The organism is Pseudomonas sp. TE50-2 (assembly GCF_040813665.1).
Lineage (GTDB): Bacteria > Pseudomonadota > Gammaproteobacteria > Pseudomonadales > Pseudomonadaceae > Aquipseudomonas > Aquipseudomonas soli.
In genome coordinates this window covers 212,700-237,022 of sequence record NZ_JBFNXN010000001.1, presented here as the reverse complement: position 1 = coordinate 237,022, position 24,323 = coordinate 212,700, and the positions used below count along the sequence as shown (strand labels likewise).

Below are 24,323 nucleotides of genomic sequence, written 5' to 3'. Positions count from 1 at the left end.
TAGCCGTTCGGTTTCAATTCAGTGTCAGGCTCAGCACCAGGGGCAGGGTCGCGGCGGCGGCGATGGTCTGCAGGGCGATGATGGTGGCCATCAACGGGGCGTTGCCGCCCATCTGCCGGGCCATCACATAGGACGACGACGCGGTGGGCAGGGCCTGGAACAGCACCGCCACCACTGCGGCCTGGCCGCCCAGCCCGAGCAACCGGCACAGGCCCCAGGTGGTCACCGGCATGACCAGGAACTTGAACAGCGACGCGGCCAGCACCGGCCTGACCTGCTGCCCCAGCCGAGCCCCGCCGAGCGCCGCGCCGACGCACAGCAGGCCCAGCGGCAGCGCCGCCTGGCCCAGGGCCTTGACCGTGGGCTCCAAGCCGGCCGGCAGGCCGAGGCCGGTTACCCGCAGCAACAGGCCCGCCGCGCAGCCGATGATCAACGGGTTGGCGAAGATCGCCTTGAGCACTGTGGTCGGTGAGCTGTGGCGTGCGCTGAAGCGGGCGAACACCAGTACGCAGAGCAGATTGACCAGCGGCACGATAGCGGCGTTGGCCACCGCCGCGAGGGCGATGCCGGCAGTGCCGTAGAGGCCGGCGGCCAGGGTGGCGCCGATATAGTTGTTGAAGCGCACGCCACCCTGGAACACCGAGGTGAAGTCGCCGCCGTCATGGCTGGCGACGCCCTGGTAGAGCACCAGCAGCAGGGCGCCGAGCAGGGTCGAGAGCATCAGCACGCCGACCATGCCCAGCACCGGCACGCCGTCGAGGTTGGCGGTGGCCAGGCCGTGCAGGAACAACGAAGGCAGCAGCACGTAATAGCTCAGGCGTTCGGCGCCGGGCCAGAAGGTTTCGGCGACAAAGCCACGGACCCGCAGCCAGGTGCCCAGGGCGATGAGCAGGATGATCGGGACGAGAGTAGTGAGCAGCAGATGGAGCATGGCGGGTGGTCCGTGGCCGGGTACGGGCACAGACTAGCGGAGTTGAGTGAGCAGAAAAAACGGTGTTTTCTTGAGTGACTGTTGAGAAAAAATGCATTGTCCAGGGCTGCTGCGCAACGCTTTCGCCTGCGTTCATGCCTCGAGTGCGGTCTTCAATACCGCACTCAGGTGCCGCCGCTGGCTCTTTTCATGTTCCAGCAGCACCATGCGCCGGGTCAGCTGCGGTTCACCGAACGGCATCACGGTGGCGGCTGGCAGCCGTTCGAGGTCGTCGTCGCTCATGGGGATCACCGCCACCCCGAGCCCCATGGCCGCCATGCGCGCCAGGGCTTCCTGGCTGTCCAGCTCCATCTGCTCGTTGACCTGCAGGCGCTGACGGCGCAGTTCCTGTTCGATCTGGCGGCCGGCCCAGGCGCGTTTGTCGAAGCGCAGGAACGGCTGGCTGGCGAGCAGCGCCGGCAAGCTCTGGCCCGCCAGATCCGGGCTGGCGATGGCCCAGAAGCGGTCCTCGAACAGCGGCGTGTACTGCAGGCTTTGCGGGTAGGGGCTGACCGGTTCGGTGGTGATCGCCGCGTCCAGCTCGCCATCTTCGACCCGCCGGGCGAGTTCCGCAGACATGCCCGACACCACGCTGACATGCAGCTCGGGGTGGTGCGCCTTGATCCACACCAGTGCCCTGGGCAGGCGCCGGGCGAGCACGGTGTGGATCGCCCCGATACGCAGGCGACCGCGCAGGCTCGGGCCGCTGGCCAGGGTGTCGGCCAGTTCGTCGTAGGCAGCCAGGATGCCTTCGGCGCGGGCCACCGCCAGCTGCCCGGCCTCGGTCAGCATCACCTGGCGGCGGCTGCGGTCGAACAGGGCGACCTGCAGCTCGTCTTCCAAGGTCTTGATGTGCAGGCTCACCGCCGAAGGGGTCAGGCTCAGCAGGTCGGCGGCGCGGGCGAAGGTGCCATGGCGGGCGATGGTGACCAAGGTGCGCAGGGCTTTGAGGGACACGCGGGGCTCCAGTTCATGACGTGGCAGGCTAGGGCGCAAGGGCCTGGGTACGATACGCGAATGCGCGTCTCAACGCCCGGGGCGTCCGTATGCCTGGCTGATGCGGTCGATCACCATCGCCAGCGCGACGATCGCCAGGCCCGCCTCGACTCCCTGGCCAACGTTCAGGGTCTGGATACCGGCCAGCACGTCCTCGCCCAGCCCGCGGGCGCCGATCATCGACGCGACCACCACCATCGACAGGGCCATCATCACCGACTGGTTGAGCCCGGCCATGATGCTCGGCAGGGCCAGCGGCAGGGCGATGCGCCGCAGCCGTTGCCAGCGGCTGGCGCCCAGGCCGTGGGCGGCCTGCAGCAGCGACGGGTCGATCTGCGCCAGGCCCAGCTCGGTCAGGCGCACCAGCGGCGGCAGGGCGTAGATCAGCGTGGCGAACACCGCCGGCACCTTGCCCAGGCCGAACAGCATCAGCACCGGAATCAGGTAGACGAAGGCCGGCAGGGTCTGCATCACGTCGAGTACCGGCAGGATCAGGCGCCGGGCCAGCGGGCGGGTGGCCAGCAGGATGCCCAGCGGCACCCCGATCAGCACGCACAGGCCGGTGCTGACCAGCACCAGAGCGAGGGTCTGCAGCAGCTTGTCCCACAGCCCGAGCATGCCGATCAGGGCCAGCAGCAGTGGCAGCATCAACGCCCGGGCCAGACTGCGGCTGGCATGCCAGGCCAGCAGGCCGACCAGCACCAGCAGCAGCCACCAGGGCAGCAGCCGCAGCAGATTTTCCAGGCCTAGCAGCAGTTGCAGCAACTGGTCGGAGACGGTGCGCAGATGATCGCCATAGTGCAGGACCAGCCAGTCGACCAAGCGGTTGACCCAAGCGGCGAATGAGAATTGCAGGGCTTCGGGAAAACCACCACTCACAGGCCGGCCTCGACCTTGGCGGCGTTTTCGGCGGGCAGCCAGGCCTTCCACACCGCAGGGTTGTCACGCAGGAAGGCGATCGCCGCGTCGCGGGGTTTCTGCCGGGTTTCGCTCATGTGGGCGAGTGTCTTGTTCAGGGTGTCGATGGGCAGGTCGACTTTCTCGAATACGGCGACCAGTTCCGGGTGGGCGTCACGAAACGCTTTCGACACCCCGATCGAGAGCTTGGCCGGCAACGAACGGCTGCCTTTGGGAGCGGGATTGGCGGGATCTGTGAGGGTGGCCCAGGCCGCAGCATCGAACGGGGGTTCTTCAAGGCGTACCAGGTCGTAGCGGCCCATCAGCGGGGTAGGGCTCCAGTAGTAGAACAGCACGGGCTTGCCGAGCTTGATCTTGGCGGCGATCTCGGCGTCGAGGGCCGCGCCGGTGCCGCTGCGGAAGTTGTTGTACAGCTCGTTCAGGCCATAGGCCTTGAGCTTCTGGCTGTTGACGGTCTCGGAAGTCCAGCCGCTGGGGCTGTTGAGGAAGCGGCCCTTGCCGGGCGCCTCGGGGTCGTCGAATACCTGGGGGTAGCGCTTGAGGTCGTCGACGCTGCGCAGGTCCGGCGCAAGGGGTCCGAGGTGGCGTGCCGGGTCGCCCTTGATGACGTAGGCCGGTACCCACCAGCCTTCCTCCGCGTTCTTTACCGTGTCGCCCAGGGCAAACACCTGGCCGGCCTGCTCGGCCTTGACCCAGGCGGGGCTGCGCCCGGCCCATTCCTCGGCGATCACTTGCAGGTCGTTGCGCGCCAGGGCCACTTCCATGCTCACGGTGCTGCCGGGCAGGGTGTCGGTGGGGTAGCCGTAGCCATGTTCGACGATCAGGCGCAGGATCTCGGTGGTCAGTGCGCCGCTTTCCCAGCCGATGGCGCCGAAGTGGATGGGTTGCTCGGCCGCAGCGGCGGAGTCGGTGCTGGCCAGGCCGAAGGCAAGGAGCAGGCTGGCCAGCAGGGTAGGAACTTTCTTCATCGGGGCCTCGTCGGTGCCGGTCCGTGGGTTCCGGCAAAAGTGTAGACGACGAGGCTTTTCAGCCGAGACCACCTGCAGGCGGCCCCGGCGCTTGGCAGTTAAACGCGGAACTGATCCATCAACCCCTGCTGCTGGTTGGCCAGGCTGTTGAGCGACTGGCTGACCCGCGCCGATTCGTTGGCCTGGCCGCTCAGCGACTCGGTCACGTCACGGATGGTGGCGACGTTGCTGTTGATCTCCTCGGCCACCGCGCTCTGTTCCTCGGCGGCGCTGGCGATCTGCAGGTTCATGTCGGTGATCACGGTCACCGCCTGGCCGATGCGCTGCAGCGCGGTAACGGCCTGGCCGACCTGTTCAACGCCGCCCTGGGCCTGGCGATGGCTGCTGTCCATGGCGCCGACCACTTCCTGGGTGCCGGCCTGCAGGGCCTCGATCACCTGGCGGGTTTCCTCCACCGACTCCTGGGTGCGGCGCGCCAGGTTGCGCACTTCGTCGGCGACCACGGCGAAGCCGCGGCCAGCCTCGCCGGCACGGGCCGCCTCGATCGCGGCGTTGAGCGCCAGCAGGTTGGTCTGCTCGGCGATCGAGCGGATTACCTCGAGCACCGAACCGATCTTCTCGCTGTTGCGCGCCAGGCCCTCGACCTGGGCCATGGCGCCGCTCATGTCGGCGGCCAGGGTGTCAATGCTGGTGGTGGTGCGGTCGATCACCGCCAGGCCTTCGCGGGTGGCCTGGTCGGCTTCACGCGCGGCCTGGGCGGCCTGGGCCGCGCTGCGGGCGACATCCTGGGCGGTGGCGCTCATCTCGTGGGAGGCGGTGGCCACCTGGTCGACCTGGCGGTATTGCTGCTCCATGCCGGCGCTGGTTTCGGCGGCGATGGCCGCAGACTGGTCGGCGGTGCCGCGGGCGGCCTGGACCGAGCGCTTGACCTCGGCGATGGTCGGCTGCAGCTTGTCGAGGAAGCGGTTGAACCAGCCGGCCAACTCGCCTAGCTCGTCCTGCTTGTCGTATTGCAGGCGGCGGGTCAGGTCGCCTTCGCCGCTGGCGATGTCCTTGAGCATGGCGGCCACGCCAAGAATCGGCCGGGTCACGCCGCGGGCCATCAGCCACACCAGCAGCAGGCCGGCGATGGCGGCGGCCAGGCCCAGGCCCAGTTCGAGCAGGGTGCCGCTGGTGTTGAGGGCGTCGAGTTCTACCTTGAGCGCCTCGGCCGGCCCGGTCAGGGCACTTTCCGGCACGTCCAGCAGCACGCCCCAGGGCTTGCCGCCTGGGATCGGTTCGAACGCAGCCAGCACTTTCAGGCGCTGCTGATCGTGGAGGATCTGCAGTTTGCCTTCGGCGAGCTTGCGCACCAGTTCCGCGCCCTGGGTCCGGTCGACCTGGTCGAAGCGCTGGGCCAGCTTGCCGGCATCGGCGCTGTAGCCGGCCAGCAGGCCCACGGGGCTGAGGATGCCGACCGTGGTCTGGCCCTCGTAGAGGCTGCGGCTGGCGGTCTGGCTCAACGCCTGCAGGCTATTGAGGTTGATGTCGATGGACAGGGTGGCGATGACCTTGTCGCCGGCCTTGAGCGGGAAGACGATGCTGGTCATCAGCACGCGCTGGCCGTCGATGTCATAGAAGTACGGCTCGACCACGCACACTGTGCCGGTGCTGCGCGGGCACACCCACCAGGTGTTGGCCGGCTGGCCACTGGGGCCGATCTCGGTGTTGGCCATGTCGTGTTCGGGCAGCGCCATCGAGGTCAGCTGGCCGACCCGCGGCTGCGACCAGTACAGGGCGAAGCGCCCGGTCTCGTTGCTACCCAGTTCGCTCTGGCCGGCGAACAGCTTGTCCTTGCCATCCAGCGCGCCCGGTTCGAACACCAGCGACAGACCGAGCAGGTCGGGGTTGGCCTGCAGCGCGGCACGCACCTGGGCGGTCATGTCCTGGCGCAGGTCGTAGGCGTCGAGGAAGCGTTTTTCGGCCTGTTCGCGCAGGAACAACACCTGACGGGCGAAACCGGCGCCGTACTGGTAGGCGTCCATGAACTGACGGCGGATGTTCAGGGCCTGGACTTCGCCCTGGGACTCGATGCGCGACTGTGCCGAGTCGGAGAGCATGCGCATGCTGCTGGCTTTGACCAGGTCCGAACTGTGGTCCATGCGGTACAGCGAAAGGCCGACGAGGAGGGTGACGATGGCCGCCAGGCACAGGCCCGCCAGCAGGGTGATCTTCCATTGGATGGAGAGTTGTCGCAGCAAAGGCATGGGGAAAATCCCTTGTAATAGGTTTGATGCTGCCGACTGTGTCGGCGTGCTCGGATTTTTCTTTATTCAAACGTTCAATTAAATCCTGCGACTTTCGTCTATTTCCTACAAAGGGCCGCGGCGCAGACGCTTTTGACTTCTGTCGGTCTGTGCTTCAGAGTGTGCGCCCTTCATAACAACATCCCCTGGTCCGGCCACTGCCTGCGCGCAGTCTGTCGCCGGAATACCCGCTTTTTGTCTGTCGTAACGAGGTTTGCACACCATGAATGCAGTGATTGCCGCGGTCGGGCTCATGCTGATCCTGAGCCTGTCCCGCGTGCATGTGGTCATCGCCCTGATCATCGGCGCCCTGGCCGGAGGCCTGGTCGGTGGGCTGGGTATCGAGGGCACGCTCAAGGCCTTCAATGGTGGCCTGGGTGGCGGTGCCACGGTGGCGTTGTCGTATGCGTTGCTCGGCGCCTTTGCGGTGGCCATCGCCAAGTCGGGCCTGGCCCATGCCCTGGCCGATCGGGCGCTGGCGATGATCGATCGCCAGGGGCATGCCGACGGTGGCAAGGTCAAGTGGCTGCTGATCGGCCTGATGCTGGTGGTGGCGGTGTCGTCGCAGAACATCCTGCCGATCCACATCGCCTTCATCCCGTTGCTGGTGCCGCCGCTGCTGTACGTGTTGACCCGCCTGCGCATCGACCGCCGGCTGATCGCCTGCGTGATCACCTTCGGCCTGATCACCCCGTACATGTTCCTGCCGGTCGGTTTCGGCAACATCTTCCTTAACGAGATCCTGCTGGCCAATGTCGCCCGCGCCGGCGTCGACGTGAGCGGGGTCAATGTCACCCACGCCATGGCAATTCCCGCCGCAGGCATGCTCGCCGGCCTGTTGCTGGCGGTGTTCTTCAGCTACCGCAAGAAGCGTGACTACGACCTGGCGCGGATCGAGCAGGTCGAGCAGGTCAGCGTGCAGTACAACCCGGTGACCCTGCTGGTGGCCGGGGTGGCGATCGCCGCGGCATTCATCATCCAGCTGTGGCTGGACTCGATGATCATCGGCGCGATGGTCGGCTTCCTGATCTTTTCGCTGTCGGGCATCGTGCGCTGGAAGGATACCGACGACCTGTTCACCGAAGGCATGAAGATGATGGCGATGATCGGCTTCATCATGATCGCCGCCTCCGGCTTCGCCGAAGTGATGAAGGCCACCGGCGAGGTGAAGAGCCTGGTGGAAACCTCGGCGCAGTGGATCGACCACAGCAAGGGCATTGGTGCATTGCTGATGCTGCTGGTGGGGCTGCTGGTGACCATGGGCATCGGCTCGTCGTTCTCCACCGTGCCGATCCTGGCGGCGATCTTCGTGCCGCTGTGCGTGCAACTGGGCTTCGATCCGCTGGCCACCGTGTGCATCGTCGGTACTGCCGGTGCCCTGGGCGATGCCGGTTCGCCGGCTTCGGACTCGACCCTGGGGCCGACCTCCGGGCTGAACGTGGATGGCCAGCACCACCATATCTGGGACACCGTGGTGCCGACGTTCCTGCACTACAACCTGCCGCTGCTGGCGTTTGGCTGGTTGGCGGCGATGACGCTCTGATCCGGGTTTGACCTGATACCGCCGGGGCTGCTTTGCAGCCCTTTCGCCGCGGTTCGTCGCCACGACGAGCTGGCTCCCACAGGGACATGTGATCGCCTGTGGGAGCCGGCTTGCCGGCGATGGGCCGCAGGGCGGCCCCAGATCGCGGATTCAGCCGCGGGTCGGCGCCGGCACGATGCGGTTGAGGACGGTACTGCCGTCCTTGCTGCGGGTCAGGTACACCGGCAGCACCTTGGGCAGCGTGTCGACCAGGCGTTCGACCTCGCGGGTGCTGTAGACGCCACTGATGCGAATGCTCGCGGTGCTGTCGTCGGCCAGCATCAGCGGCTTGTCCAGGTAGCGATTGATCACTGGCAACGCCTGGCCGAGGCTGAGGTTGTCCAGCACCAGCCTGCCACTGCGCCAGGCCAGGCTGTTGGCGTAGTCGTCGCTCTGGTTCAGCTCGGGTTCGAAATCGCCCTTGTGGTAGCTGGCCTGCATGCCCGGGCCAAGGCGATAGCCGCCGGCGTTGCCACCGCTGCTGACCAGCACCGAACCTTCCACCAACGTCACCTTGACCTGGTCTTCGTATTTCCACACGTTGAACTGGGTCCCGGTGACCCGGGTCTGGCCGTTGGCGGCGTGGACGATGAACGGGTGGCTGCTGTCGTGGGTGACCTTGAAGAACGCCTCGCCCTTGATCAGGGTGACTTGGCGCTCATCCTTGAAGTTCAGGAAGCGCAGCTCGCTGTGGAGATTCAGCTCGACGCTGCTGCCGTCGCTCAGGCGCACCTGCCGCAGGTGGTCGCTGGCTTCGAAATGCTGGTAGCTGTTGGGCAGCCAACCCTGTTCCCAGCCGACCCAGCCGGCCAGCGGCAGGGCGAGCAGGGCGATGGCCGCGGCGGAGGCGAACGGGCGCCACTGGCGCGTCGCCACCGGGCGCCGCACGGGCAGCGGGACCACCTGGGCGCTGCGCGGCAGAAGGTCGGCGGTGTCCCAGATCTCCAGCATCGCCTGGTATTCCTCGGCATGCCGCGGGTCGGCCGCCAACCACTGGCCGAACGCCTCACGCTCGGCCGCCGTGCAATCGTCGGCGTGCAGGCGCATGCACCAATGCGCGGCGGCATCGGTGATTGCATCGTCTTCGCTTGGAATGTGGCGGTCGTGGTTCATCGCGGCTCCCGGTTTTGCGGCATTCTACCCCCGGGCGGGGGGTTCCGAGAACGAGTTAATGGCGAATGACTATCAATTGTGCAGTTTTTCGTCGTATCTGCGGTTGGATTTCATCTGCGACTGGGCAGGGACTTCGTGAGCTTCGACAAGGGCGGTAGCGCCAAGCCTTGACTTTTTCTTGCGCCACACGCTAGTTTCCCAGCCCATGAACCTATTCCCGCAGTACAGCGCCCTCAGCATTATTACCGCCATTATCAGATTGGCGGGCTAGCGCACACATGCACTGAACCCGCCCTGGAGGCGGGTTTCTTCTCTCTGACTCCTGGGCACGACAAAAAAACCAGGAGTCATCGATGACCAGCCTCAGCGCCGCCCCACGTACCCCGGCAACCCCCCGGCAACTGCTGTCCGAGCAAGTGCGCCGGATTCTCTCGGCGCCGGTTTACGACCTGGCCATCGAAACCCCCTTGCAAGCGGCGCCGGCCCTGTCGGCCAGCCTGGGCAACCAGATCCTGCTCAAGCGCGAAGACCTGCAACCGACGTTCTCCTTCAAGATCCGCGGCGCCTACACCCGTCTGTCACGCCTGACCCCCGAACAGCGCGCCCGCGGCGTGATCACCGCTTCGGCCGGCAACCATGCCCAGGGTGTGGCCCTGGCCGCGTCGCACCTGGGCATCAAGGCCACCATCGTCATGCCGACCACCACACCTTCGCTCAAGGTCGAAGGCGTGCGCTCGCGGGGTGGCCATGTGGTGCTGCACGGCGAGAGCTTTCCGCACGCATTGGCCCACGCCCTGCAACTGGCCGATCGCGACGGCGCCACCTTCGTACCGCCGTTCGACGATCCCGACGTCATCGCCGGGCAGGGGACCGTGGCCATGGAGATCCTGCGCCAGCACCCGGGCCCGCTGCATGCGATCTTCGTCCCCGTCGGCGGCGGTGGCCTGGTCGCCGGGATCGCCGCCTACGTCAAGTACCTGCGCCCGGAGGTCAAGGTGATCGGCGTCGAACCGCAAGACTCCAACTGCCTGCAGGCCGCCATGGCCGCAGGCGAGCGGGTGGTCCTGCCGCAGGTCGGCACCTTTGCCGACGGGGTGGCGGTGGCGCAGGTGGGGGCGCACTGCTTCGAGCTGTGTCGCCACTTTGTCGACGAGGTGGTGACGGTCGGCAGCGACGAACTGTGCGCCGCGATCAAGGACATCTACGACGACACCCGCTCGATCACCGAGCCTTCCGGAGCCCTGGCAGTGGCCGGCATCAAGCGCTACGTGGCCCGTGAAGGGTTGCAAGGGCAGACCCTGGTGGCCATCGACTCCGGCGCCAACGTCAACTTCGACCGCCTGCGCCATGTGGCCGAGCGCGCCGAGCTGGGCGAGCAGCGCGAGGCGATCATCGCCGTGACCATCCCCGAGCGCCCCGGCAGTTTCCGCGCATTCTGCCTGGCCCTGGGCAAGCGCCAGATCACCGAGTTCAACTATCGCTACTACCCAGGCAAGGAGGCACGCCTGTTCGTCGGCGTGCAGACCCATCCGCAGCAGGACCCACGGCAACAGTTGCTGGCCAGCCTGGGCGAACAGGGCTACCAGGTGCTCGACCTGACCGACAACGAACTGGCCAAGCTGCATGTGCGCCACACCGTCGGCGGCCACGCGGCACCTGGCGCGGGCGAGCGCGTGCTGCGCTTCGAGTTCCCCGAGCGCCCGGGGGCATTGCTGGGCTTCCTCGAACGGCTGGGCAAGCGCTGGAACATCAGCCTGTTCCACTATCGCAACCATGGCGCGGCACAGGCGCGGGTGTTCGCCGGGCTGGAAGTGCCCGAGGACGAGCTGGCCGGGCTGCCACGGGCACTGGACGAGATGGGGTACCAGTACTGGGACGAGACGGAGAATCCGGCGTATCGGTTGTTCATGGGGTAGGCCGGGTTGCGCTGGATCAATGCCCACCTGCCCATTCCGGCGGATGCTGAAAACCTACCGTCAGCTTGAGAGGACCCCGGCCATGAGCAGCACGTTCTTCATCCCCGCCGTAAACATCATGGGCATCGACTGCCTTGAAGAGGCGATGGCGGCGATTGCCGGCTATGGCCTGCGCAAGGCGCTGATCGTCACCGACGTCGGGCTGGCCAAGGCCGGTGTGGCCGAGCGCATCGCCGGCATGCTGGCCATGCGCGACATCGATTCGCGGGTGTTCGACGGCGCCAAGCCCAACCCGAGCATCGCCAACGTCGAAGCGGGCCTGGCGATGCTGCGCCGCGAGGGCTGTGACTGCGTGATCTCCCTGGGCGGTGGCTCGCCCCACGACTGCGCCAAGGGCATCGCGCTGTGCGCCACCAACGGCGGGCATATCAGCGACTACGAGGGCGTCGACCGCTCGAGCAAGCCGCAGCTGCCGCTGATCGCGATCAACACCACGGCGGGCACCGCCAGCGAAATGACCCGCTTCTGCATCATCACCGACGAGGCGCGCCACGTGAAAATGGCCATCGTCGACCGCAACGTCACGCCGATCCTGTCGGTGAACGATCCGGCGCTGATGGTCGGCATGCCCAAGGGGCTCACCGCGGCCACGGGCATGGATGCCTTGACCCACGCCATCGAGGCCTATGTGTCCACCGCCGCCACGCCGATCACCGATGCCTGCGCGCTCAAGGCCATCAGTCTGGTCAGTGCCAACCTGCGCCAGGCGGTTGCCGACGGCGGTGACCTGGTGGCGCGGGAGAACATGGCCTACGCCCAGTTCCTCGCGGGCATGGCGTTCAACAATGCCTCGCTGGGCTATGTGCATGCCATGGCCCACCAGTTGGGTGGCTTCTACGACTTGCCCCATGGCGTGTGCAACGCGGTGCTGCTGCCCCATGTGCAGCGCTTCAATGCCAAGGTCAGCGCCGCACGCCTGCGTGATGTGGCCAAGGCCATGGGGGTGAAGGTCTGCGCGCTGGACGCCGAGCAGGGGGCCGGCGCTGCGATTTCGGCCATCGAGCACCTGGCGGCGGCCATCGGCATCCCGGCCGGGCTGGCGGGACTGGGGGCCAAGGTCGAGGATGTACCGGTGCTGGCGGCCAATGCACTGAAGGATGCCTGCGGGCTGACCAATCCACGGGTGGCCAGCCAGGTGGAGATCGAGGCGATCTTCAAGGCGGCGTTCTAGCCTTTAGGTGATCACCGATAGGGGATGTGCGTCTGTGGAACCGAGCGCCGCCCGCGCGGCGCTCGGTCTAACAGACACCCCATACCTACAACTGAACACCGCAAAGCTCCTGAGAATCTATAAATCAGCGTTCACGCATGAAGAACCCGGCCACATATTTGCGGAAGGTGTCCAGGCTCTTGAAGTCGGCATAGCGCTTGAAGTTCTCGGCATCCGGTTCCGGTCCGATCGGCTGCTCCAGCAGCGACACCGACAGCACCCGGTCCTGGTCCGAGGTCAGCACCAGTTCATCCATCACCTGGCCGCCGATCACCGGGCGGCGCATCAACACCTTCACGCCCTTGCTCGCCATCCAGTCGATCAGCGACACCAGTGCCTTGAGCGGCTCGCGCTCTTCATCGCGGTACACCGGGAACAGGTGACCGCGTGACAGCACCGGCACGCTGGCGACGTGGATCAGTTCGTAGAAATGGCTGCCGGCGGTGGCCGGAGAATACAGCGCCAGGGCCAGCAGTGGCCCGCTGGCGCGGTTGCCGCCCCAGTACTGGTGGTGGCCCTGGAAGTCGAAGCCGTCCTCGCTGCGGTTGTTGAACAACTTGCGTCCCTTGACCTGGTCCACGCAGTCGAGCAGCAGGCCGTGCCGACGGTGGTTGCCGAACACCGTGGCCTCGCGCAGGCGCGCCTTGAGCATCATCATGTGCTTCATGTCCAGGCGGGTTTCCAGGTAGTTGCTGGCGGGCACCCGCTCCAGCAGCGGGTAGCGGTTGGCGACAGTGCGCAGGTCGGCGAACTGCGCGGTGAGGTCCTTTTTCAGGTGGGTGGCGTAGACGTTCAGGCCGCTGGCCTCGATCCAGGTCAGCAGCAGCGACAGCAGGCGCTGTTGCTCGCGGCGCTCGCCGGGCTCGCGTGGCGTTGCAGGTGCCTCGCCGTCACTGGCGCGGCGATAGTCGCCGAGCAGGCGCAGTGGCGCATCCGGCGCCAGCCAGGCGGCCGGGGCGGCGTTTTCATCGGCGCGTTCGCCGGCCTCGCGCTCATCCTTGCTGAACGGGCAGCCTGGGCTGTGCTCGGGGGTTTCGGGGTTGTTGCGCAGGAACAGGGTGCCGGTGCTGCCGTTCAACGAGACGTTGAGCACCGGCAGGGCATCCTTGCGGCAGTCGCAGGCCAGCCATTGGTTGGCGCTGCGTATCTTCATCAGCCATTGGTTGGCCTGCAACAGGCGCGGGCCGGTGAGGGTGCCGCGGGCAAAGCCCACCAGCAGTTCGTCCTCTGCCGGGGTCAGGCTGCGCACCAGGGCGCCGGATTTTTCGATGATTCGCATTGAGGGGCAGCTCCAAGCTACAAGCCCCAAGCTTCAAGCAAAGCGCGGCGGCTTTCAACTTGAAGCTTGTGGCTCGAAGCTTGCCGCTCAACTGGCGTCGAACATTTTCGCGGCGCGGGCGCGGATTTCCTCGACGCTCAGGTCTTCCTTGTGGGTGGAGATGAACCACATGTTGTTGAACGGATCTTTCAGCGTGCCGCTACGGTCGCCATAAAATTGATCCTTCACCTCGCTCATCGGCTTGGCGCCAGCAGCGATTGCCTGGGCGTAGATCTTGTCGCAGTCCGCGACATACAGGTGCAGGCCGACGGCCGGGTGTTCGATGGTCTGGCTGGGCTTGAGGGTGTTTGGCATGTCGCAGGGGTCGCCGAGCATCAGCGAGGAATCGCCGATTTTCAGTTCGGCATGGCCGACGCGGCCTTGGGGGTCTTCGAGGCGGAACATCTCGACGGCGCCAAAGGCCTTCTTGTAGAACTCGATGGCCTTGGCGGCGTCCTTGATGCCGAGGTACGGGGTCAGGCTGTGCTGGCCTTCGGGAATGGGTTTGACTGCCATTTACGTGCTCTCCTTTCACTTGGGTGGACCATATGCGCATTGCGCTACGGTGGTGAATTAGAGTCGTACAGGCAGGCAGGAAATCGACCTGAGGTTTAGATCGATTGCCTATAAAAACGGACCGCCTCCACGTTTTCGCAAAGGCGGAGGTGGCGGCTTTGTTCAGAAGATGTAGTCGGTGGTCAGGAAGCTCGACTGCCGGTTGCGGATGATCTCGCTGATCAACTCCTTGTTCGCTGCCTGGAACTTGGTCGCGACCAAGGTGCGAATGGAGAACACGCGCAATGCGTCATGCACCGACAAGGTCCCTTCGGCGCTGTTCTTGCGGCCGTTGAACGGATAGGTATCCGGCCCACGCTGGCACTGGGCGTTGAGGTTGATCCGGCCGACCTGGTTGGCGAAGGTATCGACCAGCGCGCCGATGGTCTGTGGGTCGTTGCCGAACAGGCTCAGCTGCTGGCCGTAGTCGGAATCGAGCACGTAGTCGATCACGCTCTGCAGGTCGCGGTAGGGCACCACTGGCACCAGCGGGCCGAACTGTTCCTCGTGATAGACGCGCATGTCCTGGCTGACCGGGTAGAGCAGCGCAGGGTAGAAGAACGAGCCGCGACTTTGCCCACCACCTTCGTTGAGCACCCGGGCGCCCTTGGCGGTGGCGTCGGCCACCAGGCCGTCGAGGTAATCGAGCTTGCCGGGTTCGGGCAGCGGCGTCAGCGCCACGCCGGGCTCCCAGGGCATGCCGGGCTTGAGCGCGGCGAGCTTGCGCTGGAACTTGTCGAGGAATGAGTCGACCACGTCCTCGTGGACGAACAGGATCTTCAACGCGGTGCAACGCTGGCCGTTGAACGACAGGGCGCCGGTGACGGCCTCTTCGACGGCGTTGTCGAGGTCGACCTGGGGCAAAACGATGCCGGGGTTCTTGGCGTCCAGGCCCAGCGCCGCGCGCAGGCGGTGCGGGCGTGGGTGGAGCTTCTTCAGGTCGCTGGCGGCCTTGTGGGTGCCGATGAAGGCGAACACGTCGACCTTGCCGCTGGCCATCAGCGCGCTGACGGTCTCGCGGCCGCGCCCGTAGATGACGTTGATCACCCCGGGCGGGAAGCTGTCACGGAAGGCTTCGAGCAATGGGCGGATCAACAGCACGCCGAACTTGGCCGGCTTGAACACCACGGTGTTGCCCATGATCAGCGCCGGGATCAGCGTGGTGAAGGTTTCGTTGAGCGGGTAGTTGTACGGGCCCATGCACAGCGCCACGCCCAGCGGTGCGCGGCGGATCTGGCCAAGGGTGCCCTGTTCGAGCTCGAAGCGGCTGGAGCGACGGTCGAGGTCCTTGAGCGCCTCGATGGTGTCGACGATGTAGTCGCAGGTGCGGTCGAACTCCTTCTCCGAATCCTTGAGGTTCTTGCCGATCTCCCACATCAGCAGCTTGACCACCGCCGTGCGTTGCTCACGCATGCGCGCCAGGAAGGTTTCGACATGCCCGATACGCTCGGCCACGCGCATGTTCGGCCAGGCGCCGCGGCCCTTGTCGTAGGCAGCCACGGCCGCGTCGAGCGCGGTGAGTGCGGTGTCGGCGTCGAGCAGGGGAGCACTGCCGAGGATGACCTGGCGCTCACTGTCGCCTTCCTTGAGCCACACCGGGCTGCGCACGGTGGCCAGGGGGCCGTCCCAGTGCCGCAGTTCACCGTTGACCAGATAGTCGCGTTGCTCCAGGGGCGAGCCGAGGCGCCAGGCCTCGGGGATGTCCTCGAGGGCGGGAAACAGCGAGTCGAGCAGACGGTCCATGGGTACTGCACCTCTCAAATCCGGATGATGAAACGCTTCAGCTTGCGAGCATGCGCCGACCTCCGGAAAATTACCAGCCCGGCGCCGTCGTTGCCGATCACTCCTCGAACGGCGGCGGGAACGCCTCGGCCTCCAGCAGCCTCATTGCGCCGATCGTCAGGGCATAATCCATGGCTCGGGGATCCGCAAAGGTGCGCAGCCGTTGCCACAACCGGCCATGATCGTAGTCTGGCAGATCCTGCAGGTCACGTAGCTCGCGACGATATTGCAGCGGCAGCGCGTTCCAGATGGCCCTGTCGTCGGCATCGGTGTCCTCCAGCATTTCCTCGTAGTCGGCGTCGGCGACCAGCAAGTCGATGCCGTGCTGAACGTAATAGGCCTGGATCTGCTGATTGACCCGCTCGCTGAGGTCCGCGCTTTCCAGCCACAGGTTCTGGGCCGCCACCCGCGATAGATGCAGCTCCTGCGGCAAGCTGGCGAAGCGGTTGTCACGCAGGTCGAAGACGACAGGTTGCCAGTCTTCGTCGCTACGAATACCGCTGGGCCAATCGACGAGTTCGCAACTGTTGAGGTTGAGCACATCCAGTTCGCCCAGGCGATTGAGGTCGGGACTGCGGGCCAGCGGGTTGCGCGACAGGTCCAGCATGCGAAGCGCGTCGAGACGGTCCAGGGCCGCTTGATTCGCGTCGTTCCAGACCAGATTGTTACCCTGCATATCAAGCCATTCCAACGTTTGCGGAGCGGCAATTGCTGGCAACTGCTCGAAGCCGCAACCAACCAGATGCAGGCGTTGCAACCCTGGAAACCGTTCGAGAAACTCGGCAGGCAATTGGCTCAAGCCGGGGTTTGCGCCTAGGTCGACTCGCTCGATATGGGTGAAGCGGTCTGGTAGTGCCAAGGTGGCCAGGTCTTCGTTGGTCAGTTCCAGGTCGGTCAGGCTGATCAGGTGAATGCCAAGCCCTTCCTCCTCCGAGTACTCCGAGATCTGCTGCCAGTTGCTGACCAACCGTCGGGCGGCGGCATGGCGCAAGGGGTCATTGCCAGCCCAGGCGCGCATCTGGCTGCGGAACTCCAGCAACTGCTGTTCCAGATCCTCAAGTTGCCGTGCCGGATCCAGGCCAGCCTCGAGCCACTGGCCCAGCTGTTCGTTGACCTGGTGGTCGGCGGTCTCAGGGTACAGCTGTCGGTAGCGGCGAAAGAGTGCGCCGACTTCGAAGCGGGGGGCCTCAGGCGCCGGCGCCTCCATGCCGCCGCGTAACCGACCGCGCTTGCCCCATCCAGGCAAATGGCTGCCCAGCAGGCGCCTGGCCAAGGCGCGGTCGGCCACGACCAGATCGTGAATTTGTTGGCGCAGTTCATTGGCGCCGCTGGTAGTCAGCCCAAGGGCCTGACGATCAACCGAGGACAACGCTTGCACGATCGCCCGACACAGATCGTTGTCCTGGCGCAATGCGACCGGTCTATCGCCCAGGTAGGCTTCGTAACCGTCAGCCGACTTGAGCACGGTGCAGGTACGACTGGCATTTTCCGCTCCGGCGGCAAGCAGCACCGGCCCCCGGGGGGATGCGGCGCGCAGCTCGAGACGCAGTTCGCTAGGCCAGCCCGGCAGATCGGCCATGGCATTGATGATCAACCGTTCGCTGTGCCCGTTGGCCAGTTGGGGAATGTGCAGTCCTTCCAGTGCGGCTTGCTCGACGCCGTCACTGACCTTGGCCAGGTGCAGGCGCTCGAGTGTCGCGCGCAGCGCGGCGGGTGGCGGGTTGTTTGCCAGGTGCAGCTGGCGTAGGGCGGGGGTACCCAAGCCATTGGCCCTGGCCGCGCCTTCGAGCGCAACATCCGGCATGTGTTGCAGGCGGCTGTCCAGGCGCCGGACCAAGGTCGCCAGCGACCAGTCGCGGGGTTGCTCATGGCTGCCGCGCCAGGCGCCTGCGCCATTATGTTCAAGTGGCGGCTGGAAGGCGGCGCCGTCATCGGGGTGGACGATGCGCCATTGCCCCTGACGCGTATCCAGGCGCTGCTCGTAGAGGTGTCCATCCATGCGAATGAAGTGGCGCCCCTGGTGCAGGAACTGCCCCTGTGCATTGGCCTCGAGTTCCTCTGGCAGCGCCACCGCACTGCGGTAGCCGGTCAGGTCGGGTCGCCACAGGCGTTGGCTGCCGTCATCGAGGGTGACCGGGTCGAGGCCTTCGAGCAACGGGCTGCCCGCCAGGTGTCTCAGCGCCTTGCCTGCCAGATGCAGGCCACCGATAACGGCCAGGTTGAGCGCCACCGACTTGAAGTGGCCGAAGGCCTCTTCGCGGTCACCGACCTGCCAGGCTTCATAGCCCTCGTAGGCTTCATCCAGCAGTTGATACGCCATCACTGCCGTCATGATCGTGCCCAGCGCCGGGACGAACATCCCGGCGATCATCAGCATGTCGAGGCCTGCCTTGTCCCAGATAGCCTTGCGTGCTTTGCGTGCCTGCTCGTCGGCCTGTGCGCTGGGTACTGCCAGTTGCAGGGCTTCGTGTCGCAGACGCGCCACATGGTCGGCGTGGAGGAAGTCGTACAGGTTGCCGTCGATCGGCACGGCGCACGCATGCAGGTCGGCATCCGCGTTTTGGCGAAGCCGGCTGGCAAATGTGCCTTGCTGCTCGTGTGGCACGTAGTCCATGAAGCCTTGACGAAACGCTGCCTGTTGCAGGTCAGCCTGCAGTTGCCGGTACAAGGCATCGAGGTCGTCAAAGGCGCGCAGGCTGTCGGCCTGACCCGGTAGATAGAGCAGCACGCCGGCTGTACCAGTATCGATCAGGATCGCCTCGTGCAGGGTGATGCCGAACAGGCTCAGCTGACTGCAGGCCAGCGCCTTCCCATCGTCGAGCAACGCCTGTATCGCGTCCCGGCCTTTACCATCCAGCTGGTTGCGTACCCGCGCCAGGTCTGCCGCCAGGCGCAGGCTGGCCTTATGAACGCGAACCGCCGCCGGGCGAACGAGCGGGGACGTGAACAGGGTATCGAGATGGGCCTGGTAACGCTGTCCAATATCCAGTTCACGGCAGGTGCTGGCAAAGGCTGCTGGTGACAGGGCCAGTGGCTTGATGCGGATCTGCTCGCTGGGCAGCTCGATATCGACTTCGGTCATGCTGTCGCCGAGCGTGGTCTTGCCGGTGACCAGGCTTTCCTTCACCTGCCAGTCGCCCTCCAGGGCGAGCGCGCTGTCGCGATCGAAGGTGAGGTTTTCAGCGAAATTCTGCAGGGCGGCCTGCAGCAGGCTACGGTGTTCGTGATGGATGGTGTAGACCTGGAAGGTATAGAACCGCTTGACCACAATCAGCGACGTGCTGCGCAGCGGCGTGCTCAAGCCGTGTTGCCTGCGCAGGCGCTCGGCGAGCAGGGGTTCGGCGAACTCGTTGATGTTCTTCAGGCCGCGCAGGTGCCTGGCCAGCGTGCGTTGGCTGCGCATCAGGCGAGCCTGGCTGGCCTTGACTGCTTCGCGCAGGTGGGGCACGGCATTGGCGAACCAGGCCGCCTCGCTGTCGGGCAGGCCCTGGGACGGCATGATGCCTTCGTGCAGCCGCTGCCAGTGTTCGGGCGTGGCTTCCCGCGCCCAGGCCGGCAGGCGGCGCTCAAGGATAGGTTGGTGCGGGTTGGGGGTATCCGATGTCATGTTTGGCTCCTCGCAAAGTCCGCATCAGAGCAGCCGCGATGGCATCGACGGTGGTGCATATGCATCCCGGCCCGCGGGCTGGGAAAACAGGCCTCAATATTGGCCGCGCAACGCCGATAACTGCTAAATCGACTGCCATCGCCTGCCTATGACCATTCCCCAGCATTCTCCTGAACCCGCGCACGTGCCATCCGGCACCTGGCGGCACACGCTCAACCGCCTGTTGCCGGTCGGTCTTGCCCTGGTGGGCATCGGCCTTTCGGTCGCCCTGGGTCACCTCGACGCGCAGCGCGAGCGCAGTGAGCAACTGGGCAACCTGGCAGCCCACCTGGCGGGGATGCGTGGTGCGCTGGAGGCGCAGCTGGGCGCGGCGTTCGGCGAGGCCGAAGGCATCGCCCAGCTGATCAGTGCCGACGGCGGCATCAGCCCCGCGCATTTCCATGGCATGGCCCGCGATGCCTTGCAGTCGGTGCCGTACATGCGCCATATCGCGCTGGCGCCGGATGATGTGATCAGTGATGTCTACCCGTTGCCCGGTAACGAGCGGCTGATCGGGCTGGATTACCGCCAGTTGCCGGAACAGTTTCCCCTGCTGCGCTCGGCCCGCGAACAGGCCCAGCCGGTGCTGGCCGGCCCGCTGCAGCTGTATCAGGGTGGGCGGGGGTTGATCTACCGGCGACCGGTGTTCGTCACCGGCAAGCGCGGCGTGCGCTTTTACTGGGGCAATGTATCGATTGTTGCCGATATTGATCGATTGCTGCTCACGGCGGGGCTGCGTCCGGACACCGAGTTCGAGCTGGCCGTGCGCGGGGGCGATGGCAAGGGCGCCGAAGGCGCGCTGATCTGGGGCGATCCTCGGCTGTTCGACGAACCGCAGGTGAAGATGACGGTGGAGGTACCGGGCGGCCTCTGGCAACTGGTCGCCGCGCCACGGGGTGGCTGGTCGGGGCTGGACCTGTTCGGCTCGCCGCTGTTCCTGTTCGCCTTGAGCTGCACGGGTGTGTTCAGCCTGTTCGTCGCGCAGCTCAATCGCAAGCAGCGTCTGCTCGAGCAACGCAATCGCGAGCTGCAGCGCTACCAGGCCCAGCTCGAACGCCTGGCCCATTACGACACCATCACCGGGCTGCCCAACCGCATCCTGTTCCAGCAGCAACTGAGCACGGCCATCCTGCAGGGCCATGGCTTGGCGGTGCTGATGCTCGACATCGACGGTTTCAAGCAGGTCAATGACAGCCTGGGGCACCCGATGGGCGACCTGCTGCTGCAGCAGGCGACCGCACGCTTCCTGCAGGAACTCGACAGCCAGGACCGGCTCTGCCGGCTGGGCGGCGACGAGTTCGTGTTCATGCTGCAGGGCGCCCAGGGGCAGGTGAACCAGCAGGTCCGCGCCTTGCTGCGCTGCCTGCAGCGGCCATTCGACCTCAATGGCAACGCCGCCCTGGTCACCGGCAGCATCGGTCTGGCCTGGTGCCCGCAGCATGGCGAGGACGCCGACAGCCTGTTGCGCCATGCTGACACCGCCATGTACGCCGCCAAGGAGGCCGGCCGCGACGCCTGGCGGCCTTATCATCCGGACATGACCGAGCGCCTGCAGCAGCGCCTGGAGCTGGAGCGCAACCTGCGTCGGGCGCTGGAGCACAATGAATTCGAGCTGTGGTACCAGCCCAAGGTTGATCTGTTCAGCGGGCAGCTGGAGGGCGTCGAGGCGCTGCTGCGCTGGCGCGATCCGGAACATGGCCTGATTTCGCCGGGGGAGTTCATCCCCCTGGCCGAACGCACCGGGTTGATCATCCCGCTCGGCGAGCGGGTGCTGGAACTGGCCTGCGCCCAGTTGGCCGAATGGCGGGCCAGTGATGGCCTGCCCGGACCGCTGGCGATCAACGTCGCGGCCTTGCAGATCGAGCGTAGCGACTACGTGACCAGCCTCGCCTCGGCGCTGGAGCGCCATGGCCTGCCGGCCAACCTGCTGGAGGTGGAAATCACCGAGAGCCTGCTGATGGAAAGCCAGCAGCAGGCCTGCGCGGTGCTGGCGCAATTACAGGCCATGGGCGTGGCCACGGCGGTGGACGACTTCGGTACTGGCTATTCGTCATTGGCCTACCTGCGCGCGCTGCCGATCGACCACCTGAAGATCGACCGGGCTTTCATCAAGGACCTGCCCGCAGACGACGACGCGGTGGCCATCGCCAGGGCGATCATCGATCTGGGGCATGCCCTGGGGTTTCGCATCACCGCCGAAGGCATCGAGACCCAGGAGCAGTACGATTTCCTGCGCCACGCCGGTTGCGACCAGGGGCAGGGTTTCCTGCTCGGGCGGCCGATGCCGGCCGAGGCGTTGCGCGGCTGGCTGGCCGAGAACCACGAGCGCCGGCATCGGCCGCCGGGGCGATAGCGGGTGGGCTTTCAGCCCATCTCCTGCATCCCCAGGCTCGCATACCCCACCCGCGGCACTTGCCCCAGGCGCTGCTCGACCAACGCCAGCAGCGATTCGCCGCTGGCCAGGTAGGCATCGCCGAAGTCGTGCCCGCCCAGCGCGCTGGGATGGGCTACTACCTCCAGCACGCCGTGCGCGGGGGCCAATCCGGCCTTGAGGTCGGCCGGGGTGCAGACGAAGTCGGCGGTGCTCCCGGCGAGCTGGCGCAGGCGGCGGTTGAGCAGGCTCTTGAACACGCGCTTGGCCGGCCCGATGTTGTGCCCCACATTGCGCGCCAGGCGGACCGGCACCCCCTGGGCGCGGGCGAAGCGGGCGACGATGACGCCCACCGGCCAGATGTTGTGCACGTGCTGGTGCGAGTCCAGGTGACTGGGCATCAGGCCGTGATCCAGGCAGTGTTTCCACTGGGCCTCCAGTTCCGCTTCCACGGCGGCCCGCTCGCGGCGCGACAGGCGCAGGGTGCGTTGTTTCAGGCGCAGGTCGAACTCGCCATGGGGCGTGCAGAAGCGCGGCTCGGCGAGAATCGCCTGGCTCAGCGGGCGGCCATAGGTGAGGTTGAAGTGCAACCCCACCCGTCCCTTGAGCGCCGGTTGCTGGGCCAGCATGCAGGCGGTGGCGAAGGCTGGCATGTTGGCCATGGCCGTGGCCGAGCTGATCAACCCGGCCTGGAAGGCGTGCAGGATGACCGCGTTGGTGTGGGCGCTGAGGCCGAAATCGTCAGCGTTGACTATGACCTGGGATGGCATCCGGGCGCTCCTGTGGCAGGGTGGGGGCGACAATATCGGCTTCCTGGCGCGGCGAACGCCTGCGCAGGCGTGGCTTGAGCCAGTGCCAGCAGCGTAGCGCCAGCCCCAGCAGTACGCCGTCGGGGCGCCAGCTGTAGCTGCTCAGGCGCCACTGTTCGACCTGGCCGGTCATGCGCTCGTGCAACTGGTGGCTGGAGTTGTCCAGGCTCACCCGCGAGGCGTCGACCCACTTCCAGTCTTCGTCCAGGCCCCAGTGAATCCATTCCTCGAGCAGCACGCGGCCGCTGCCCAGGTCACGGTATTCGGGGACGAAGGCGAGGTTGTAGTCGTAGATTCGGCCGCGCTCCAACAGGCCCAGGCGGTAACTGATGCAGCGCCCCTCCAGCTCCAGCAGTACCAGGCACACCAGGCCTTCTTCGGCCAGGGCGGTGAAGGCCTGGTACATCCATGGGCGCCGCTGGGGGCCGGAGAAGATGCCGACCTCGTCGTTGCCTTTCCAGCTGGTCGCTTCGACGGCGCTGATGGCGTCGAGCAGTTCACCCATGTTCTCGGAAGTGGCGACGACCCGGCGCACGCTGGCACCGCAGGCCTTGATGCGTTTGCGCGCGCGGCGCAGCTTGTAGCGCGGGTCGCCGCTGACCTCCTGGCGGTCCTGCTCGTTGATGCGGTGCACCGGCACCCGGCAGGTCAGGCGCTGCTGCCAGGTGGAACTGGCGCCGGCCCACTGGCGCAGCCAGCCATCGTGCTCGGCGTTGTCCGGAACCTCGCTCAATTGCAGCAAGGCATGCGGTAGCCGCTTGCGTATGGCCTGCAGGACCTGGTCGGCATATAGCGCCGGCAGGTCGATGAGCAGGGCGATACGGTCGCTCAGCGGGTATCCCAGGTGGCGCACCACCGGGGCGAACAGCGGGCCGAAGGGTTCGCGGGCGCGGATCAGCGGCAGGCACAGGCACAGGCGCTCGTCCTGGTAGCCGAGCAGGACCTGCAGCCGCTGGCCCGGCAGCAGGGCAGACTCGGCGGCGCGCAGCCAGCCGAGGTGGTTGAACGGCGTGCTGCCGGGCAGGCGCCTGCGCAGCGCCTCGTAGTCGGCGGCGGGGAAGTCGCCGGCGCGCAGCGACGCGCACCATTTCAGTTGCAGGCCCATGGGCTCAACCCGCCGTGGCCGAGGAGGCCGGAGCTTCCGGCTTGCGCAATGGCTCGAGGCGCGAGGCGGTGTAGCGGCTTTCGCGGAAGAACTTCCAGCGGCCGAACAGGCAGTACACGTTCATGATCCGTCCTTGTTCCTGATAACCCATGCGCAGGTGCAGCTTGAGCGCCGGGATATTGTGCTGCTCGCACACGTCCACCACCTTGGTGCAGCCCTGGGCGGCCATGGCCTTCCACAGTTCCAGCTGCAGGTCCACCGACAGCTCGGTACCCCAGTATTTGCGGATCAGCTCGCCGCCGAACTCGAAGAACTCCCCCGGCCCGACCGGGAACCAGCAACCGTAGTAGTGACGGTCGTGGTAATGGCGGCTGCTGCCCCAGATGAATGCCACGGCGTCGTTGTCGTCGTCGAGGAACATCAACCCGGTATGGCCCTCGGCGGCCAGCTCGCGCATGGTCTCGACCCGGTCGCCGAAGTGGCGGGCGAAGGCAAGCACGTTGTGCACGGTGATGTGCTCGACCCGCAGGGCGCCATAGGGCTTGAGCCGGTGCGGCGGCACCGGGCTGACCAGGTCGCGCTCCATCCACAACAGTTCCCAATGATAGAAGACGTAGTGCCGCCAGGCACTACCGAGGGTGTCACGCAGTCCCTTGCGCTTGATGCGGTCCTGGATCTTGGTGAATGCAGTCATGGTGCCTCCTGGGCATGGCTGATCG

17 protein-coding genes are annotated in these 24,323 nt (G+C 66.2%); 4 read left to right on the top strand and 13 right to left on the bottom strand.

Annotation, left to right across the window (positions count from 1 at the left end; genetic code table 11):
• Positions 1-13 precede the first annotated feature (13 nt).
• From AAHK21_RS00980 to AAHK21_RS00960, 5 genes are all read right to left on the bottom strand, one after another.
• Complete coding sequence (locus AAHK21_RS00980; RefSeq protein WP_367856069.1) at positions 14-931, bottom strand: AEC family transporter; 918 nt, start codon at positions 929-931, stop codon at positions 14-16.
• 132 nt (positions 932-1,063) lie between these two features.
• On the bottom strand, positions 1,064-1,927 hold the full coding sequence (locus AAHK21_RS00975; protein WP_367856068.1) for a LysR family transcriptional regulator: 864 nt from the start codon (positions 1,925-1,927) through the stop codon (positions 1,064-1,066).
• Positions 1,928-1,996: 69 nt separating this feature from the next.
• Positions 1,997-2,845, bottom strand: coding sequence for a proline/glycine betaine ABC transporter permease (locus AAHK21_RS00970; protein WP_046855806.1), 849 nt, complete (start codon positions 2,843-2,845; stop codon positions 1,997-1,999).
• On the bottom strand, positions 2,842-3,852 hold the full coding sequence (locus tag AAHK21_RS00965) for an ABC transporter substrate-binding protein (protein WP_367856067.1): 1,011 nt from the start codon (positions 3,850-3,852) through the stop codon (positions 2,842-2,844). The genes AAHK21_RS00970 and AAHK21_RS00965 overlap by 4 nt, the downstream gene beginning before the upstream one ends.
• 98 nt (positions 3,853-3,950) lie before the next feature.
• A complete protein-coding gene (locus AAHK21_RS00960; RefSeq protein WP_367856066.1) occupies positions 3,951-6,098 on the bottom strand; it encodes a methyl-accepting chemotaxis protein in 2,148 nt (715 codons plus the stop codon).
• Between the two features lie 262 nt (positions 6,099-6,360).
• On the opposite strand from AAHK21_RS00960, the gene AAHK21_RS00955 reads away from it, so the two are divergent.
• Positions 6,361-7,680 (top strand): Na+/H+ antiporter family protein, encoded by a 1,320-nt coding sequence (locus AAHK21_RS00955; RefSeq protein WP_367856065.1) that lies wholly within the window; start codon positions 6,361-6,363, stop codon positions 7,678-7,680.
• A 150-nt stretch (positions 7,681-7,830) separates the two neighbouring features.
• Here the strand turns inward: AAHK21_RS00955 and AAHK21_RS00950 are convergent, their stop codons facing one another.
• A complete protein-coding gene (locus AAHK21_RS00950; RefSeq protein WP_367856064.1) occupies positions 7,831-8,832 on the bottom strand; it encodes a FecR domain-containing protein in 1,002 nt (333 codons plus the stop codon).
• Between the two features lie 353 nt (positions 8,833-9,185).
• Between AAHK21_RS00950 and ilvA the strand changes: the two genes are divergently transcribed.
• Both ilvA and yiaY read left to right on the top strand, forming a co-directional pair.
• Positions 9,186-10,748 (top strand): threonine ammonia-lyase, biosynthetic, encoded by a 1,563-nt coding sequence (gene ilvA, locus AAHK21_RS00945; RefSeq protein ID WP_367856063.1) that lies wholly within the window; start codon positions 9,186-9,188, stop codon positions 10,746-10,748.
• An 82-nt stretch (positions 10,749-10,830) separates the two neighbouring features.
• A complete protein-coding gene (gene yiaY / locus AAHK21_RS00940) occupies positions 10,831-11,979 on the top strand; it encodes an L-threonine dehydrogenase (protein ID WP_367856062.1) in 1,149 nt (382 codons plus the stop codon).
• Between the two features lie 124 nt (positions 11,980-12,103).
• On the opposite strand, the gene AAHK21_RS00935 is transcribed toward yiaY, so the two are convergent.
• The 4 genes from AAHK21_RS00935 to AAHK21_RS00920 all read right to left on the bottom strand — a co-directional run bounded on the left by AAHK21_RS00935 (position 12,104) and on the right by AAHK21_RS00920 (position 19,280).
• Complete coding sequence (locus AAHK21_RS00935; protein ID WP_367856061.1) at positions 12,104-13,297, bottom strand: hypothetical protein; 1,194 nt, start codon at positions 13,295-13,297, stop codon at positions 12,104-12,106.
• 87 nt (positions 13,298-13,384) lie between these two features.
• Entirely contained in the window at positions 13,385-13,852 is a 468-nt protein-coding gene (locus tag AAHK21_RS00930; protein ID WP_367856060.1) for a VOC family protein, read from the bottom strand.
• A gap of 162 nt (positions 13,853-14,014) precedes the next feature.
• Positions 14,015-15,634, bottom strand: coding sequence for an NADP-dependent glyceraldehyde-3-phosphate dehydrogenase (locus AAHK21_RS00925; protein ID WP_367856059.1), 1,620 nt, complete (start codon positions 15,632-15,634; stop codon positions 14,015-14,017).
• Between the two features lie 97 nt (positions 15,635-15,731).
• Positions 15,732-19,280, bottom strand: coding sequence for a DUF6543 domain-containing protein (locus AAHK21_RS00920; RefSeq protein ID WP_367856058.1), 3,549 nt, complete (start codon positions 19,278-19,280; stop codon positions 15,732-15,734).
• Positions 19,281-19,617: 337 nt separating this feature from the next.
• Between AAHK21_RS00920 and AAHK21_RS00915 the strand changes: the two genes are divergently transcribed.
• The gene (locus AAHK21_RS00915) at positions 19,618-21,672 is read left to right on the top strand and encodes a putative bifunctional diguanylate cyclase/phosphodiesterase (protein WP_367858925.1); all 2,055 of its coding nucleotides are present in this window, start codon (positions 19,618-19,620) and stop codon (positions 21,670-21,672) included.
• A gap of 11 nt (positions 21,673-21,683) precedes the next feature.
• On the opposite strand, the gene AAHK21_RS00910 is transcribed toward AAHK21_RS00915, so the two are convergent.
• The 3 genes from AAHK21_RS00910 to AAHK21_RS00900 are packed head-to-tail and all read right to left on the bottom strand — an operon-like array spanning position 21,684 to position 24,298.
• Entirely contained in the window at positions 21,684-22,460 is a 777-nt protein-coding gene (locus AAHK21_RS00910; RefSeq protein WP_367856057.1) for a ChbG/HpnK family deacetylase, read from the bottom strand.
• Positions 22,432-23,604, bottom strand: a complete 1,173-nt coding sequence (locus AAHK21_RS00905; protein WP_367856056.1) for a GNAT family N-acetyltransferase — start codon at positions 23,602-23,604, stop codon at positions 22,432-22,434. The genes AAHK21_RS00910 and AAHK21_RS00905 overlap by 29 nt, the downstream gene beginning before the upstream one ends.
• Before the next feature lie 4 nt (positions 23,605-23,608).
• Complete coding sequence (locus AAHK21_RS00900) at positions 23,609-24,298, bottom strand: N-acetyltransferase family protein (protein WP_367856055.1); 690 nt, start codon at positions 24,296-24,298, stop codon at positions 23,609-23,611.
• Positions 24,299-24,323: the final 25 nt, after the last annotated feature.